This is a genomic window from Micromonospora sp. CA-248212 (genome assembly GCF_050948405.1).
GTDB lineage: Bacteria > Actinomycetota > Actinomycetes > Mycobacteriales > Micromonosporaceae > Micromonospora.
In genome coordinates this window covers 2,286,028-2,300,821 of the sequence record NZ_CP192023.1, presented here as the reverse complement: position 1 = coordinate 2,300,821, position 14,794 = coordinate 2,286,028, and the positions used below count along the sequence as shown (strand labels likewise).

The following is a 14,794-nucleotide window of genomic DNA, read 5'->3' as shown; positions in this document are numbered from 1 at the left end:
GGGTGGGGTTGCCGTTGACCTGCGGGCAGCCGGTCGGCGGCGGCGGTGGCGGCGACCCCGGCCCGCCGGTGGGCCAGGGCGGCCCGTCGGTGGGGTCGGTCGGGTTGCTGGGTGACGACGACCCACTGGGTGAGGCGCTGCTCGACGGCGAGGAACTGCCCGACGGCGACGCGCTGCCCGACGGCGACGCACTGCCGGACGGCGACGCACTGCCGGACGGCGAGGAACTGCCCGACGGCGACGCGCTCCCCGAGGGAGACGAGCTACCCGACGGCGACGCACTCCCCGAGGGAGACGCACTCCCCGACGGCGACGAACTGCCCGACGGCGACGAGCTACCCGACGGCGACGCACTCCCCGAGGGAGACGCACTCCCCGACGGTGACGCGCTGCCCGACGGAGACGCGCTGCCCGAGGGGCAGGGCGTGCCGCTGGGCGACGAGGTGGGCGACGAGGTGGGCGAACCGCTGGGCGAGGCCGGCGATGTCGGCGCTGTCGCGGTCGCGGCGGGGGCGCGCTGGGCGACCGCCTGGGCCGTCACCGGCGGTCGGGTCTGCCGGGTCGGCGACGCCGACGCCGAGGCCGACGCCGACGCCGAACCGGTCGGGGTCGGGCAGTCGTCGGCTGCCGCCCGGTTCTGGGTACGGATCTGCGCGAGCCGCGCCTCGACCTCCGCCGGGAGCTTCCCGCCCGGCTTGACGCACGGGTCGAGCAGCCAGGTCGTACCCTCCAACTCGCGGGTGCAGGGCGCCGCGTCGTACGACTCGGACGCGGGGGCGGCGCTCGCCGGGGTGGGTGAGGCGCCCCCGGCGGTCGGGGCCACCACCGCGGTGAGCATGGCCACCGCCAGCGCCATCCCGGCGGCGAAGAGAACGTTCTGGAACGACCTCGTGGGTCGTGCTCCTGGTGGTCCGCTTGGATCCAACTGGCTCATTGCCGTCCTCCAGGGACTGAGTGCACCGGTAGGTTGTTACCGCACGGTAGGGACGCGCGCGGTAACCCGGTAGATCAGTCGGCCTTACCTACTGTCGAGCGGGGATCGCTCGCGGTGACCCTCTGGCGTACGCCCGACCGTCTCGTGACCGAGCACGACGGCCAGCTCCCGGCGGTTGCGGACGCCCAGTTTGGTGAAGACCCGGGCCAGGTTGTTGTTCACGGTGTTGACCGACAGTCCGAGCCGGTCGGCGATGCTGCGGCTGGACAGGGCGACCGCGAGCAGCGCGACGTCCCGCTCGCGGCGGGTCAACGTCGCCTGCTCGACGCCCGGGGCGGTCGCGGCGAGCAGCGGCGTCCGTACGCCCCGGCAGGCCTCGGCCAGCGTCGCGGCCCGCTGCGCCACCGCCAGTCGAGGTCGACCCCGTCGGGCGTACGCCCGGGCGGCGACGCCGACCGCCTCGGCGGCGAGCAGCGTGTGCCCGCGGGCGACGAGGTCGTCGGCGGCTGCCTCCAGGGCCGGCCCGTCGTCGTGGAGCAGACCGTCGACCGCGTTGGCGAGGGTCGACGCCAAGCCGCCGAGCTGGTCGGCGAGGGTACGCAGCCGGTCCCGGACCGGCTCCGGGGCGCCGAGGCGCGCGCACTCGTAGAGCGCCACCGCCTCGATGGTGGGCTGCTCGCTGCCCCGGGCCAGGTCGGCCGCGTGCCGGGCGGTACGGATCGCCGCGGTGAGGTCCCCCTCGGCGACCTGCACCCAGGCGCGGTTCAGCTCCACCCAGGAGTGGAAGATCCGGTTGGCGGTCCGCTCCCGGGCGTCCGCGGCGGCCAGCCAGCGCCGCGCGCCGGACAGGTCGCCGGCCAGGGCCCGTACGCCGGCCAGCTCGGCCCAGTACGTCCGTACCAGGTGGTACTGGTCGTTCTCCTCGACCAGGGCGATGGCCTCGCGCAGGTCTGCCTCGGCGGCGTCGAGCTGCCCCTGCGCCTTGCCGATGATCCCCCGGAACCCCGCCCACACGGCCACCATCCCCCGCGCGTCGCTGGCGACCGCCGCGCGGTAGCCCTCGTCGGCCAGCTCGACGGCCTCGGCCAGCTCACCGGCGGCGTACCGGGCGTAGCAGAGCCCCAGCCCGACCTGGGCCTCGTTCCAGGGCAGGTGTTCGGGCGCCGCGGCGAGCACGGCCCGGCCCCGCCGCGCCAGCTCCGCCGCGAGCCCGAGCCGGCCGAGCATGCCCGCCGCCGAGGCCGCGCCCATGGTCGCCCAGCTCGCCGCGCGTACGCCGGTGTCGGCGCGGGCGAGCACGGCCTGACCGACCGCCAACGCCGCCTCGCACCGGCCGTCGTAGAACAGCACCCACGACCGGGTGGCCTCGGCCAGGTCGTGGCCGGGCGAGCCCTCCGGCACCATTCGCAGCGTCTCGTGCGCCTCGTCGATCCGGTCCAGACCCCAGTAGAGCAGCCCGGCCCGGGTGATCGCCCAGATGGCGAGCCGCTTGCTGCCCGGCGGCGGGGCCGGCGGGAGCATGTCGAACGCCTCCTGGCTGCGCGCCTGGTACTGCAGCACCCGGGCCAGCAGCCACTGTGCCTCCCAACCCGGCCCGGCGTCGTACGCCGTGCGGGCCAGCCGCTCGGCCAGGTCGATGTCGAACCGGTCGATCGCCTGTCGGGCGGCGGCCAACGCGATACCCGGGTGCCGGACGCTGCCGGAGCGCAGCTGCCAGACACCGGCGACCAGCGCGTCGTCGCGGCGGCGCAGCGGCATGCTCGCCAACACGTCGGCGAGCTGCCCGAACACGGTCCGGGAACGGCTGGCGGGCATGCTGGCGCGCAGCGCCTCGCCGTAGAGCGGATGGGCCATCCGCAGGGCCGTACGCGCGCCGGAGCGTTCCGCGACCACCATGCCGCTGCGCTCGGCCGCCTCGATGGCGGTCGGGTCGACGAACCGTTCCAGCAGGGCCAGGGAGAGTGGTTCGCCGCAGGCGACCACCTCCAGCACCTGCCGGGCCGCCGGTTCGAGGGCGCGCAGCCGGGCGCTGACCAGCTCGGCGAGCCGGGGGCTGCCGGAGGCGGTGCCGCGCCAGCGCCAGACGCCCCGCACCTCGTGCAGGCCGCCGGTCTCCATCGCGTCGGCGAGCAGCTCCCGCAGCAGCAGCGGGTTGCCGTCGGCGAGCTGCCGCAGCCGGCGGCGGCTGAGCGCGTCGAGCGGACCCGGCGCGGCCTCGTCGAGCAGATGGTCCACGGCGGTGGACGGCAGCGGACGCACCTCCAGGCGCCGACCGGAACCGGTCCACAGTGAGGTGAGGGCGTCGGAGAGGGGTTCGCCCGCGCGGACCGTCGCCACCGCCACCGCCAGACCGTGCACGGCGAGCTGGTGCAGCAGCCCGGCGGACGGTTCGTCGAGCAGGTGCGCGTCGTCGATCCCGATCATGACCGTGCGTCCGGCGCTGCGCCGGGCGAAGTCGCGTTCCACGGTGACGACCAGCCCCATCGGGTCGGCGTGCGGCCGGGTCGGCGCGGGGATGAGGTGCGAGACCGCGCCGAACGGGATCGAGCGGGCGGCGCCGGTCGCCGACACCCAGTGGCACTCCACACCGCTGTCAGCGGCGCGCGCCAACGCCTCCCGCAGCAACCGCGTCTTGCCCACGCCGGCGTCGCCCACCAGCACCAGGCCGGGCACCCGCGCCGCCACGACGTCCTCGATGGTCTTCAGCTCGACGTCGCGGCCGACGAGTGTCCATTCCCCACGTCCCGGCATGACGACCCTCACCTCGCCCTCGGGGCAGCCCTGCCGTCCACCCTATGGGCAGTCCCGACACTTCCGCTCGACAGCGGTCGATGCGGTCAGGACGAGCTGGTGAGCAGGTAGTCGTCCGCCTCCGGGCTCCACCGCAGGTCGACCGCGCCGCTGGTGGCGGCGGCCTTGCAGAACTGCAGGAAGCTGCGGTAGCCGAGCTTCTTCTCGCTGAAGTCGGGCCGCACCCGGCGGAGCTGGTTCTTCAGGCCGGAGAGCGCCACCGGGTTGCCGGCGCTGCCCAGGTCGCCCACCACGCCCCGGAGCAGGCCGAACGCCACCTCCCGGTCGCCGTGCTCGGGCAGGGACACCTCCGGGTCACCCTTGGCGGGCCCCTCGGCCAGGTCGACCACGTTGTGCTCGGCGAGGTGGCGCAGCAGCTCGCCGAAGGTACGGAAGCCGTAGTCGGACTCGCTGAAGGTCGGGTCCTTGCGCAGCAGGGTGCGCTTGAGCCGGGAGGCGGTCACCTCGCCGCTCGCGCTGCCCTGCAGACCGGCCACCGTCTGGGCGACCTGCACGGCGAGCGTGTCGACGTCCCGGCCGGGCTCCTCCCCCACCGGCGGCTCCTCCACCTCCGGCTCCCGCTGCTGCTCCGGCCCGGTCGGCCGCTGGTCCGGGCCGGTCTGCCGGACCGGCCGGGCGTGCCGGGCGCGGACGGGCGGGATGTCCACGCCCTCCAGCCGGTCGTAGTACAGGAACTCGTCGCAGGCCGGTGGCAGCAGCGCCGACGTGGACCCCTCCACCCCGACGCCGATGACCCGCTTGTTGAGCTCACGGAGCTTGTGGACGAGCGGCGTGAAGTCGCTGTCGCCGCTACAGATGACGAAGGTGGAGATGTAGTCGCGTTCGAACGCCAACTCGATCGCGTCGACGGCCATCTTGATGTCGGCGGCGTTCTTGCGGGACGCCCCCATCCGCTGCGGGATCTCGATCAGCTCCACGTGGGACCGGGTGAGCATCCGGCGGTCCTCGTCGAAGTACGACCAGTCGGCGTACGCCCGGCGCACCACGACCCGCCCGCGCTCGGCCAACGCGTCGGCGATCGGCCGGAAGTCGAAGGCCCCGCCGCCACGATGGTCGCGGGCCCCCAACGCCAGGTTCTCGTAGTCGAGGAAGAGGGCGATCCGATCTTCGTGCTCCACGCGGCCCAGCGTACGCCCGCTCCGGCTCAGCGGGACGCAGGCGAGGCGCGACACCGCCGCCGTCCTTTCGTCCAATTCTTGCGGCTTTACAGTCGTCTCTTTTCGTTCGCTGATTGATGTCTTGCAGGAGACTGCGGGGTGCTGCATCATGACGCTCAATGTCGGGCGTCCAGGGGAACGCCGGGCGGACCTCCACCACCACCCACCCAGGAGGGTCACCGATGTCTCGCAGCATCCTGCCGGCGCGCGGACGCCCAGGCCGCCGCCCGGTCGCCACCGCCGTCGCGCTCGCGACCGGCCTCGCCGTGCTGGTCGCCGGACCCACCGTCGCCGCGGCCGGCCCGGCCACGTCACCCGGCACGCAGCCGGTCGTCACCCGGGCGGCACTCGATCCGGCGCTGGTCGCCGGGCGCGGGGCCGACGTCGACTTCGTCGAACAGGAGGCCGAGAACGCCCGCACCAACGGCGAGATCATCGGCCCCGACCGGTCCGCCTACACCCTGCCCGCCGAGGCGTCCGGCCGCCGGGCCGTCCGACTCACCCCGGGCGAGTACGTCGAGTTCGTCCTGCCCAGCGCCGCCAACGGGATCACCGTGCGGTACAGCATCCCGGACGCGCCGTCCGGCGGCGGGATCACCGCGCCGCTGACGGTCGCCGTCAACGGCAAGCACGCGCGCACCATGACGCTGACCTCGCAGTACTCGTGGCTCTACAACCAGTACCCGTTCACCAACGACCCGCAGGCCGGCCTGCTGCACCCGGACTGGTGGATCACCGAGTGCCAGTGCGTGCCGTCGGCCACCACGCCGTACCCGAGCATCACCACGCCGTTCCGGCCCACCCACTTCTACGACGAGCAGCGACTGCTGCTCGGGCGCACCTACCGGGCCGGTGACAAGGTCCGGCTCACCGCGCCGACCGGCACCGCCGCCGCCTGGACGGTCATCGACCTGCTCGACTCCGAACTGGTCGCGCCGCCGCGGGTACGGCTGCTCGCGGCGAACGTCCTCGCGTTCGGCGCCGACCCGACCGGCCGACGGGACTCCGCCGACGCGATCGACAAGGCCATCGCCTTCGCCCGCCGCACCCACCTGAAGGTGTACATCCCGCCGGGCACGTACCAGGTCAACCGGCACATCATCGTCGACGACGTGACGATCGAGGGCGCCGGCAACTGGCACACCATCATCAAGGGCCGCGAGGTCGCCCTGTCGACCCCCGCGCCGGACGGCTCGGTGCACACCGGCGTCGGGTTCTACGGCCGCGACGCCGCCGACGGCGGCAGCCGCAACGTGCGCCTGTCCGGCTTCGCCATCGAGGGCGACGTCCGCGAGCGCATCGACACCGACCAGGTCAACGCCATCGGTGGCGCGATGAGTGACTCCACCATCGACGGGCTGCACCTGCGGCACACCAAGGTCGGCGTGTGGTTCGACGGGCCGATGCGCAACGTCCGCATCACCAACACCATCATCGTCGACCAGATCGCCGACGCGCTCAACTTCCACACCGGCGTGACCGACTCTCTCGTCGCGCACACCTTCGTCCGCAACACCGGCGACGACGGCCTGGCGATGTGGTCGGAGAAGACCGCCAACGCCCGCAACACGTTCGACCACAACACCGTGCAGTCCCCGACGCTGGCCAACGGCATCGCCATCTACGGCGGCACCGACACGACCGTCTCGCACAACCTCGTCGCCGACCCGGTCCGCGAGGGCAGCGGCCTGCACGCCGGCGCCCGCTTCGGCGCGGAGCCGTTCGCCGGGTACCTGCGGTTCACCGGCAACACCACGGCCCGTGCCGGCACGTACGAGCTGAACTGGAACATCGGGCTCGGCGCCATCTGGATGTTCGCGCTGGACCGCAGCATCGACGCGGCCATCGAGGTCACCGGCGACGCGTACCTGGACAGCACCTACAACGCGATCATGCTGGTCAGCGACTGGCCGGTGAAGGACCTCTACTCGATCACCAACGTGCGCTTCCGCGACGTCCGGGTCGACGGCACGGGCACCTCGGTGGTCAGCGCCCGCACGGCCGGCTCTGCCTCGTTCGCCAACGTGGACACCCGCAACGTGGGCGCGGTCGGCGTCAACAACTGCGGGTCGTTCCACTTCACCCCGGCCGGCTCGGAGTTCACGCTGACCGACCTGGGTGGCAACGACGGCGGCTGGCTCGCGCCGTGGCTGCTGCCCAACACGATCACCTGCGACGACCGGCCGCCGGTCGCACCGCCGCCGCCTCCGGCACAGTGGTGAACGCGGTGGGCGGCCCGGTCGACCGGGCCGCCCACCGCCGTCTAACGCGTGCGGACGTACGCCAGCGGCACGGTCGTCGGCTGGCCGTCCCAGGAACCGCGCAGGGTGACGCCCCGAACCTCGCCCGCCCCGGCGACCGGCCGGCGGACGACGACCAGCTCCACCGTGTCGGTGACGATGACGGTGTCGTCCCCGTCGACGACCCGCCGAACCGCGCCGACCTCCGGCACGTCGCCGCCGCCGTCGACGTCGATCGTCATCGCCGGCGCTCGCACCTCGCGCCGACCGTCGACCTCGAAGTACTGCTCCGCCTGGCCGGCGCCGCTCAGGACGGCGTGGGTCAGCGCCGACGCGTACACCGGGTCGGCGCAGGCGTCGTACACCCAGCGGCGGCCGAGCGCCGAATGATCGGTGGTACCGACCAGCCACTCGTCGGCGTCGTCGAGCGGCGCGGCGCGGTAGGTCAGTGGAACCTGGTGGACCGGCCCGTCGGCGGCGGAGACCAGGATCGTCTCCACGCCGACCTCGCCGGCCGGGTCGTCGAAGCGGTACGCCCCCCTACTCACCACCTCGACGCCGGCCGGTCCCCGGTACCAGGGTCGGTCGGGCAGCCAGGTCGTCAGCAGTTCGAGCTTCGTGGGGCGCAGTGTCGCCCGGTGCAGCAGTGCCATGCGTCCGGAGCCTAGTCAGAACCCCGCGCACGGGTTGCCGCCCACGGTGCACCCCTCCGGCTCCCGGGCCTTGGGTCGGCTGTCGCGGACGTCGAAGCGGATCGTCCGCGACCCGCCGGCCGGCAGGGCCGCGCCGGTGAGGGTGAGCGCCTGCCCGTCCCGGGACGAGTCCGCCCCGTCGACGTCGTCCACGCTGCTGCCCTCGGCCAGGGTCACCACCACGACCCACTGCTCGACGGGCGCGGGCCCCGGATTGTCCACCACCACCTCCCCGGTGTAGCCGAACAGCCGACTGGAGGCGGTGTCGTACCGCGCGACCAGCGGGGGCGGGGGCGGCGGCCCGGTGGGAGTGGAAGTGGGCGACGGCTTCGCCGACGCGGTACGCGTCGGACGGGCGCTGGTCGGCGTCGCGGTGCGCGACGGGCGTGCGGAGGCCGTGGCCCTGGGTTGTGTGGTCGGCGTCGCCGCCACGACGCTCGGCTGCGGTGGCGTCGGGGTCGGCGACGAGGTGGGCGCGGTCACCGGGTTCGACTCGTCCGGCAGCGTCAGCCACGTTATTGCCCCGGCCGCCAGCAGCACCCCGACGAGCCCGACGACGACCGTCCGCCGCCGACGCCGAGCCGGACCGGTCGCCGCCGCGATCACCGGCAGTTCGGTGGTCATCCCGGCCTCGCCTCGGCGCAGGTCGACCTGCTGGAACGCGAGCCAGTCCAGAATGGCCGGCAGACGCACGGTGAGCGCCTGACGCAGTTGCTGGTCGCGGGCGTCGCGCTGCTCGTCCGACCAGGCGCCGTGGGTCGGCACCTCCCGCACGGCCAGCCGACTGCCCTCTCGGGTGGCGGTGACGGTGCAGGTCAGCTCGGTGAGCCGGCCGGCCTCGTCGCAGCGCAACGCGAGCAGCTCCGGCACCTGCCGCTCGGTCACCTCGACCTCGACGTCGGCGTCGAAGCCGGGCAGGTCGGCCGTGTGCAGCCGCAGCCGGTCCGGTACTCCCTCCACCATGTCCGCCTCGGCGAACCAGCGGCCGAGCAACTCCCGATCCGTCAGTGCGAGCCAGACCCGGTCGGACGGGTGGGACAGGTCGACGTGCGCGCCGATCTCGATCACGGCGAGACTCTAACGGGTGGCCAGGAGACTCCGGGGTCGGAGGCCGGCTCAGCCCCAGCGGCCCGCCCGCTCGACGGCCTCCGTCAGCGCCACCCGGGCGGCGGTGCTCAGCTCGACGACCAACTCGGCCGCCGGCACGTCCCGGGCGAGAGGGTGCGCCTGCCCGGCCCACAGGTTCGCCACCGAGGCGTCGCCGTCGCGTCGGGCGGCGGCGAGCAGCGGACGGGTCAGGTGCAGCACCTGCGGGTAGCCGACCGGCGCCTGCGCGTCGTGCGTCCGCAGGAAGTCGTTGACCACGCCACGGGCCCGCTTGCCGGTGTAAGCCCGGGTCAGCGCGGTCGGGGCGACGCTGGCCACCGCCGCGCGGTGCAACGGCGAGCTGCCCGCCTCCGGGCAGCGCAGGAACGCCGTACCGACCTGCGCCGCGACCGCCCCGGCGGCCAGCGCCGCCGCCAGCGCGGGGCCGTCGGCGATGCCGCCCGCCGCCACCAGCGGACGGTCACCTCCGGCGACCAGCCGGAGCAGCGGCAGCAGCGCGTAGTCGTCGTCGTCCGGCAGACCGCCGCGGTGCCCGCCGGCCTCGGTGCCCTGCACGATGACGGCGTCGACGCCCAGGTCGGCGGCGGCGGTGGCGGCGTCCGGTCGGGTGACCGTCGCCCACACCTCGGTGCCGCGCTCCCGCAACGCCGTCACTGCGGCGCGGTCGGGCAGTCCGAACGCGAAGGACACCACCGGCACCGGGTCCGCGAGGAGCGCGGCCAGCTTTTCGGGGTACGCGTCGTCCCCGCCCGCCGGATCGCCGAGCGTCACCCCGAACTGCTCGGCCTGCGGCGCGAGCCGCCGCGCGTACGCCGAGACGGCGGCCTCGTCGACCCGACCGTCACCGGGGAGGAAGACGTTGACCCCGAACGGCCGGTCGGTACGGGCGCGCACCGCGGCGATGTCGGCGACCAGCCGGCCGGTGTCGATCATGCCGGCGGCCAGGAACCCGAGTCCACCGGCGGCGGAGACCGCCGACACGAGATCCGGCGTGGACGGGCCGCCGGCCATCGGGGCGGCGACGATCGGGTGGCGTAGCGCGGACAGCACGGACATCCACCCATCCTCCCGTACCGCGCCGGTCTGCCCCTCAACGTCGGTCGGTGTGCCGCCGCCACAGCAGTCCGGCCACGGCGAGCAGCGCCAGCAGCGTCCCGGCGCCGGCCGCCAGCGACCACACCTGGCCGCCGCCGATACCGGCCGTCTGCGCCGCCGGGCTGGCCGCGGCGGGCGACGGCGGGGCCGCCGTGGTCGACTCCGCGGGATGAGCGGCGGGGGCCACCGTCGCGGGGTACCGCAGGATCGTCGGGCGGCTGCCGGCCGGCTGGTCGGCGGACTCGGAGACGGTGAGCAGCGACCGGCCGTCCCGGCTGTAGGTGATCGACTCGCCCTGCGGCTCGTCCGGCAGCGGCGTGATCCGCGGGGTACCGCCGGTCAGCGCGCCGACCAGGTCGTCGCCGGCCACGTCGTACTCGAACGCGTCGGCGTAGCTGCGTAGCACCACCCGGCGGCCGTCCGGCGCGCTCGCCGCGCCGGTCACGACGCTCCGGCCGAGAAACGAGTACGGATTGCTGGTAGTTGTCGACGGCAGGACCACCTTGCCCACGGAGGCCAGCGGCGTGGTGGCGCCCGGCTTCAGCGCGGTGGTCGGGGCGTACAGGACGACGGTGCCGCTGCCACCCTTGGTGATGATCAGCGGACGGCCGGACGCGTCGATCAGCAGCGCCTCCGCGTCGTGCGGATTGTCCGGATACGTCATCCGGTGGAGCACCGGCCGGTCCGCGCCCGGCGCGAGCCGCCACAGCGCGATCGTCTCGCGGTTGCGGTCGTTGTCACCGATGTCGGCCACCCAGAGGGTGCCGTCCCGGCCGACGGCCAGGTCCTCGGTGTCCCGGGGCCGGGTGGGGTAGCTGACGGTCCGCGCCACCGCGCAATTCTTGTCGAGGAAGAAGATCCGTCGGCGGGCCTCGTCGTCGGCGCCGTCGTTGACCACGACGTACCCGTCGTCGGTGGTGACCATCCCGGACAGCTCGTTGAGCCGCTCGTCGCGGATCTCGCACACCGGGTCGCCCGCTTTTGCGGCACCGGCCGCCGCCGGAGCCGCCGGTAGCGCCACGGCCAGCGACGCCGCGCCCGCGACGAGAGTCGCCACCGCCGTCGTGCGGACGCGCCGCCCCCGGGTCAGCCAGCCGCGTACCCGCATCGTCCGCCTCCTCGTCGCGGCCGGTGGCCCGGCCGTCCCGCCCATCCTGGCCGATCGGGGACGGCGACGGCGACCAAGCGCGCGGACCCGACGGCATCCGCGCTCCGGGCCGCGCCGCCGTGCCCGCACCGCACCCGGCTCTGTCGTACCCGTGGTCCATGATCGTGTCGTCGCAGCGCCGCCGACGCCGGCCGCGCGCGCACCACCCTGCATTCTTCTCAACGTGGGAGGCCGTGACGTGACGAACGCCGACGAAGCCGACTGGCGGCGGCGCAGCGTGGTGGCGGTACTGCCGCCCGCCCGCTCCCGCAAACTGGCGAAGGTGCCCTTCGTCGAGCTGGCCGACGGACGTCTGCAGGGCGTGGTCTCCAGCGGGTCGGACGTCGAGCGGGTCTACGTCTCGTCGGTCGCGGCCGGCACCCACGCCTACCAGTGCAGCACCAACAACAACCGACCGTGCGGGGGCTTGCGCGCCACCCCGTGCAAGCATCTGCACGCGCTCGCGGACGAGGCGCTCCTCCAGTACGGCGTCGACCGCGTCGCCCGCTACCTGCGGGTCGACGTCGGCGACGGGGTGGCCAGCGGAGCGGAGCTGCTGGCCCGGCTGGACGGTCAGCCCGAGCCGGCGTCGGCGGCGGTGGTGTTCAGTCGCTTCCTGCGCCACCTCGCCTACCTTGAGGTTCCCGTCAGCACGGCCCCGCTGCCCGAGCTGCACTGGTTCCCGGCGACCCGGGCCGCCCGCTGATGCGCGGCGCCCAGGTCGCGCCCCTGCGTACGGCCCCGGCCGGGTTGACCGACGCGCTCGATGTGGTGGCCGGCTTCGACGACGCCCTCATCGACGGTTTCGGCCGGGTCGGCGAGCGGGGCGCCTCCGCGCTGGCCGCGTTCGCCGACGCGCTCACCGGCACGCCACTGGGTGGCCCGGTGGCCGTCGCGGTGGACGCGGTCGTCGCCGGGTCGGTCGCCCCGCAGCACCTCGCCGCGCTCGCCGGAGCGCGCTCGGCGCTGCTCGGCGCGGCACACGACGCCCTGCTCAGGCAGCTCGACGAGACACTCGGCCGCACGCGGTCGTCGTGGACGACACCGACCAGCGTGCCTCCCGAGGCGCCGGCCGCGCTCGCCGGCGCGCGGGCGTGGTGGCACGAGGTGGCGCTCACGGGCTGGCGGGGCGTCGACCACGAGCTGCTCTCCGTCGCCGCCGGGGTGGTCGAGACCAGCCTCCTCGTGCCGGAGCTACGACGCGTCGCGGTGCTGCTCGACGGGCTCGCCGCCGAGCTGCGGGCCTGCGTTCCGGTCGCCACCATGGCGCGGGTGCCGGCACGCCGGTGGGCCGATCTCTGGGCTCGCGGGGTCCTGCTCGCCGAGGGCACGCCACCGCCCGAGGCGACGCCCTCGGTCTCCGGGCGGCTGTTGCCGCTCGGTGTGGACGTGCACAGTCACGACACCGCGGTGCAGATCCAACTGCACGCCATCCTGGAGCCGGCGGACGGCGGCCCGGCGCGGCTGGTCCGCACGGCGGTCACCGCGGCGAAGGTCGACACCATCGTCGGTCCGGCGATCTGGCGGCTGTTGTCGCACCATCCGGCGCTGCTCACCGCGCTGGCCGACAAGCGGGCGTTGACCGTGACCGACCTGCCGCTGCGCGGCGGCGACCTGGGCTGGGTCGACGACCGGGTCCGGCTCGACGAGCCCGCCGACCCGTTCGCCACTGCCCGGGTCCTGTTGCCCGCGGCGACCACGGCCGCGACCGACCCCCTGGATCGACACCCGGCGGGCATCGCCGAGCCCGTCCTCGTGGAAGGGCCCGTGATCCGGGACGAGGCCGGCACCCTCGCCGTCGAGGTGGACGGCGAACGGATACCGCTGGCCGTCGACAGGTTGCCGGCCGCCGGTCCGCTGACCGTCGACCTGGTCGCCACCGCGTCCGCCAGCCTGGGGCTCCTGCGCTGGGACGACGACCGGTGGCAGCTCCAGCCGTTGGCGGTGCTGGGCACGGTGAAGCGGCGAACGGTGCCGGCGCACAACGGCGACTGGGCGTGCGGCGTCACCGATCCGAAGATCGCCAAGGAGGAGGCGCGGGCGGGCGACGCCGTGGCCGTGCTGCGCGAACGCGCGGGACGGTTGCTGCGCCGATGACCACGCCGATCCCCACCGGCGGGTTCGCCGACGCCAACCGCCGTCAGGTTCTCTACTGGCGGCTCTTGTCCCGCCTCTTCGACCGCGACGAGCAGCCCAGCCTGGAGTCGGCGAGCGTCGCCGTGGTCGACGACCTCGGGCTGCCCGCCGCCCTGCTGGATCCGGCCGTCTCGGTGGACACCATCGTCCAGCGCTTCCCGACGCTCGCGGCCGAGCTGCGCGGCCTGCTCACCCCCACCGACGCCGAGCCCGACGCCACCGGACCCGACGCCACCGGACCGGACGCCATCGGGCCTCGGGCCGTTGGGTCGGACAGCGGGCGGGACGACGCTGAACCGCACGACGCTGAACCGGACGACGCTGAACCGGACGACGCTGAACCGCACGACGCTGAACCGCACGACGCTGCGCCGCACGACGACGGGCCGCGCGCGGATTCGGCCTATCTGCCCGGTGCCGCCGAGGTACGCCGCGCCGCGCTCGTGTCGAAGGTGCTGCTGAACGTGTTCGCCACCGGCTCCGGCCCGGTCAGCGCGACCCAGCTGGCGCGGTGGCAGTCCGATGCCGGCTGGTTCGAGCAGGCACTCGGCTGCGAGCCCGGCGAGCTGCGCCGTCAGAGCGGCGGGCTGGGCGGCACCCTCGCCGGGCTGGAGGGTGACCTGGTCCGACGGATGCACCTGCGGGAGGTGCTTGCCGACCCCGCGCTGGCCAGTCAGCTGACCCCGAGCATGTCGCTGATCGAGCAGTTGCTACGGGACAAGGCCAACCTGTCCGGACTGGCGCTGGCGAACGCCAAGGCGTTGATCCGGCGCTTCGTCGACGAGGTCGCCGAGGTGCTCCGGACGCAGGTGCAACAGACGAGTGTCGGCGCGCTCGACAGGTCGGTGCCGCCCAAGCGGGTGTTCCGCAACCTGGATCTCGACCGGACCATCTGGCAGAACCTGACCAACTGGAGTCCGGACGACGAGCGGCTCTACGTCGACCGGCTCTACTACCGGCACACCGCACGGCGCACCACTCCGTCCCGGCTCATCGTGGTGGTCGACCAGTCCGGCTCGATGGTCGACGCGATGGTCAACTGCACGATCCTCGCCTCGATCTTCGCCGGCCTGCCGAAGGTGGACGTGCACCTGATCGCGTACGACACCCGGGCACTGGACCTCACCCCGTGGGTGCACGACCCGTTCGAGGTGTTGCTGCGTACGCAGCTCGGTGGCGGCACCGACGGCACGGCGGCGCTGACGCTGGCGCGGCCGAAGATCGCCGAGCCGAAGAACACGGTGCTGGTGTGGATCTCCGACTTCTACGAGGTCAACCACCAGGCGGTCTTCGACGGCCTGCAGGCCGTCCACCGCTCCGGCGCCAAGGTCATCCCGGTGGGCTCGGTCAGCAGCTCGGGCCAACAGAGCGTCAACCCCTGGTTCCGGCAACGCCTGAAGGACCAGGGCACCCCGGTCATCTCCGGCCACATCCGCAAGCTCGTCAGCGAGCTGAAGAACTTCCTCACCTAGGAG

11 protein-coding genes are annotated in these 14,794 nt (G+C 74.1%); 5 read left to right on the top strand and 6 right to left on the bottom strand.

Annotated features, from left to right (window positions below; translation table 11 throughout):
- Positions 1 to 2 precede the first annotated feature (2 nt).
- Positions 3 to 1,007 (top strand): hypothetical protein, encoded by a 1,005-nt coding sequence (locus tag ACQP03_RS11250; protein WP_433460854.1) that lies wholly within the window; start codon positions 3 to 5, stop codon positions 1,005 to 1,007.
- 11 nt (positions 1,008 to 1,018) lie between these two features.
- Here the strand turns inward: ACQP03_RS11250 and ACQP03_RS11245 are convergent, their stop codons facing one another.
- Complete coding sequence (locus ACQP03_RS11245; protein WP_433460853.1) at positions 1,019 to 3,685, bottom strand: LuxR C-terminal-related transcriptional regulator; 2,667 nt, start codon at positions 3,683 to 3,685, stop codon at positions 1,019 to 1,021.
- 86 nt (positions 3,686 to 3,771) lie between these two features.
- A complete protein-coding gene (locus ACQP03_RS11240; protein WP_357120262.1) occupies positions 3,772 to 4,863 on the bottom strand; it encodes an NYN domain-containing protein in 1,092 nt (363 codons plus the stop codon).
- 221 nt (positions 4,864 to 5,084) lie between these two features.
- Between ACQP03_RS11240 and ACQP03_RS11235 the strand changes: the two genes are divergently transcribed.
- Positions 5,085 to 7,124, top strand: a complete 2,040-nt coding sequence (locus ACQP03_RS11235; RefSeq protein ID WP_433460852.1) for a glycosyl hydrolase family 28-related protein — start codon at positions 5,085 to 5,087, stop codon at positions 7,122 to 7,124.
- A gap of 41 nt (positions 7,125 to 7,165) precedes the next feature.
- On the opposite strand, the gene ACQP03_RS11230 is transcribed toward ACQP03_RS11235, so the two are convergent.
- The 4 genes from ACQP03_RS11230 to ACQP03_RS11215 are packed head-to-tail and all read right to left on the bottom strand — an operon-like array spanning position 7,166 to position 11,144.
- A complete protein-coding gene (locus ACQP03_RS11230; protein WP_363661510.1) occupies positions 7,166 to 7,795 on the bottom strand; it encodes a CG0192-related protein in 630 nt (209 codons plus the stop codon).
- 15 nt (positions 7,796 to 7,810) lie between these two features.
- Complete coding sequence (locus ACQP03_RS11225; RefSeq protein WP_357171519.1) at positions 7,811 to 8,902, bottom strand: cellulose binding domain-containing protein; 1,092 nt, start codon at positions 8,900 to 8,902, stop codon at positions 7,811 to 7,813.
- A 48-nt stretch (positions 8,903 to 8,950) separates the two neighbouring features.
- Entirely contained in the window at positions 8,951 to 9,997 is a 1,047-nt protein-coding gene (locus tag ACQP03_RS11220) for an NAD(P)H-dependent flavin oxidoreductase (protein ID WP_357171518.1), read from the bottom strand.
- Between the two features lie 34 nt (positions 9,998 to 10,031).
- Positions 10,032 to 11,144 carry a hypothetical protein gene (locus ACQP03_RS11215; protein ID WP_433460851.1) on the bottom strand — a complete coding sequence of 371 codons (1,113 nt, stop codon included), beginning with the start codon at positions 11,142 to 11,144 and terminating at the stop codon, positions 10,032 to 10,034.
- A 277-nt stretch (positions 11,145 to 11,421) separates the two neighbouring features.
- Here ACQP03_RS11215 and ACQP03_RS11210 point away from each other — a divergent pair, with 277 nt between their 5' ends.
- Genes ACQP03_RS11210 through ACQP03_RS11200 form a run of 3 tightly spaced genes read left to right on the top strand, consistent with a single transcriptional unit; the run spans position 11,422 to position 14,791 of the window.
- Positions 11,422 to 11,889 (top strand): hypothetical protein, encoded by a 468-nt coding sequence (locus ACQP03_RS11210; RefSeq protein ID WP_357120799.1) that lies wholly within the window; start codon positions 11,422 to 11,424, stop codon positions 11,887 to 11,889.
- Positions 11,889 to 13,280 (top strand): hypothetical protein, encoded by a 1,392-nt coding sequence (locus tag ACQP03_RS11205; protein ID WP_357120279.1) that lies wholly within the window; start codon positions 11,889 to 11,891, stop codon positions 13,278 to 13,280. Before ACQP03_RS11210 ends, ACQP03_RS11205 begins: the two co-directional genes overlap by 1 nt.
- A complete protein-coding gene (locus tag ACQP03_RS11200; RefSeq protein WP_433460850.1) occupies positions 13,277 to 14,791 on the top strand; it encodes a VWA domain-containing protein in 1,515 nt (504 codons plus the stop codon). The genes ACQP03_RS11205 and ACQP03_RS11200 overlap by 4 nt, the downstream gene beginning before the upstream one ends.
- The last annotated feature ends 3 nt before the right edge of the window (positions 14,792 to 14,794 follow it).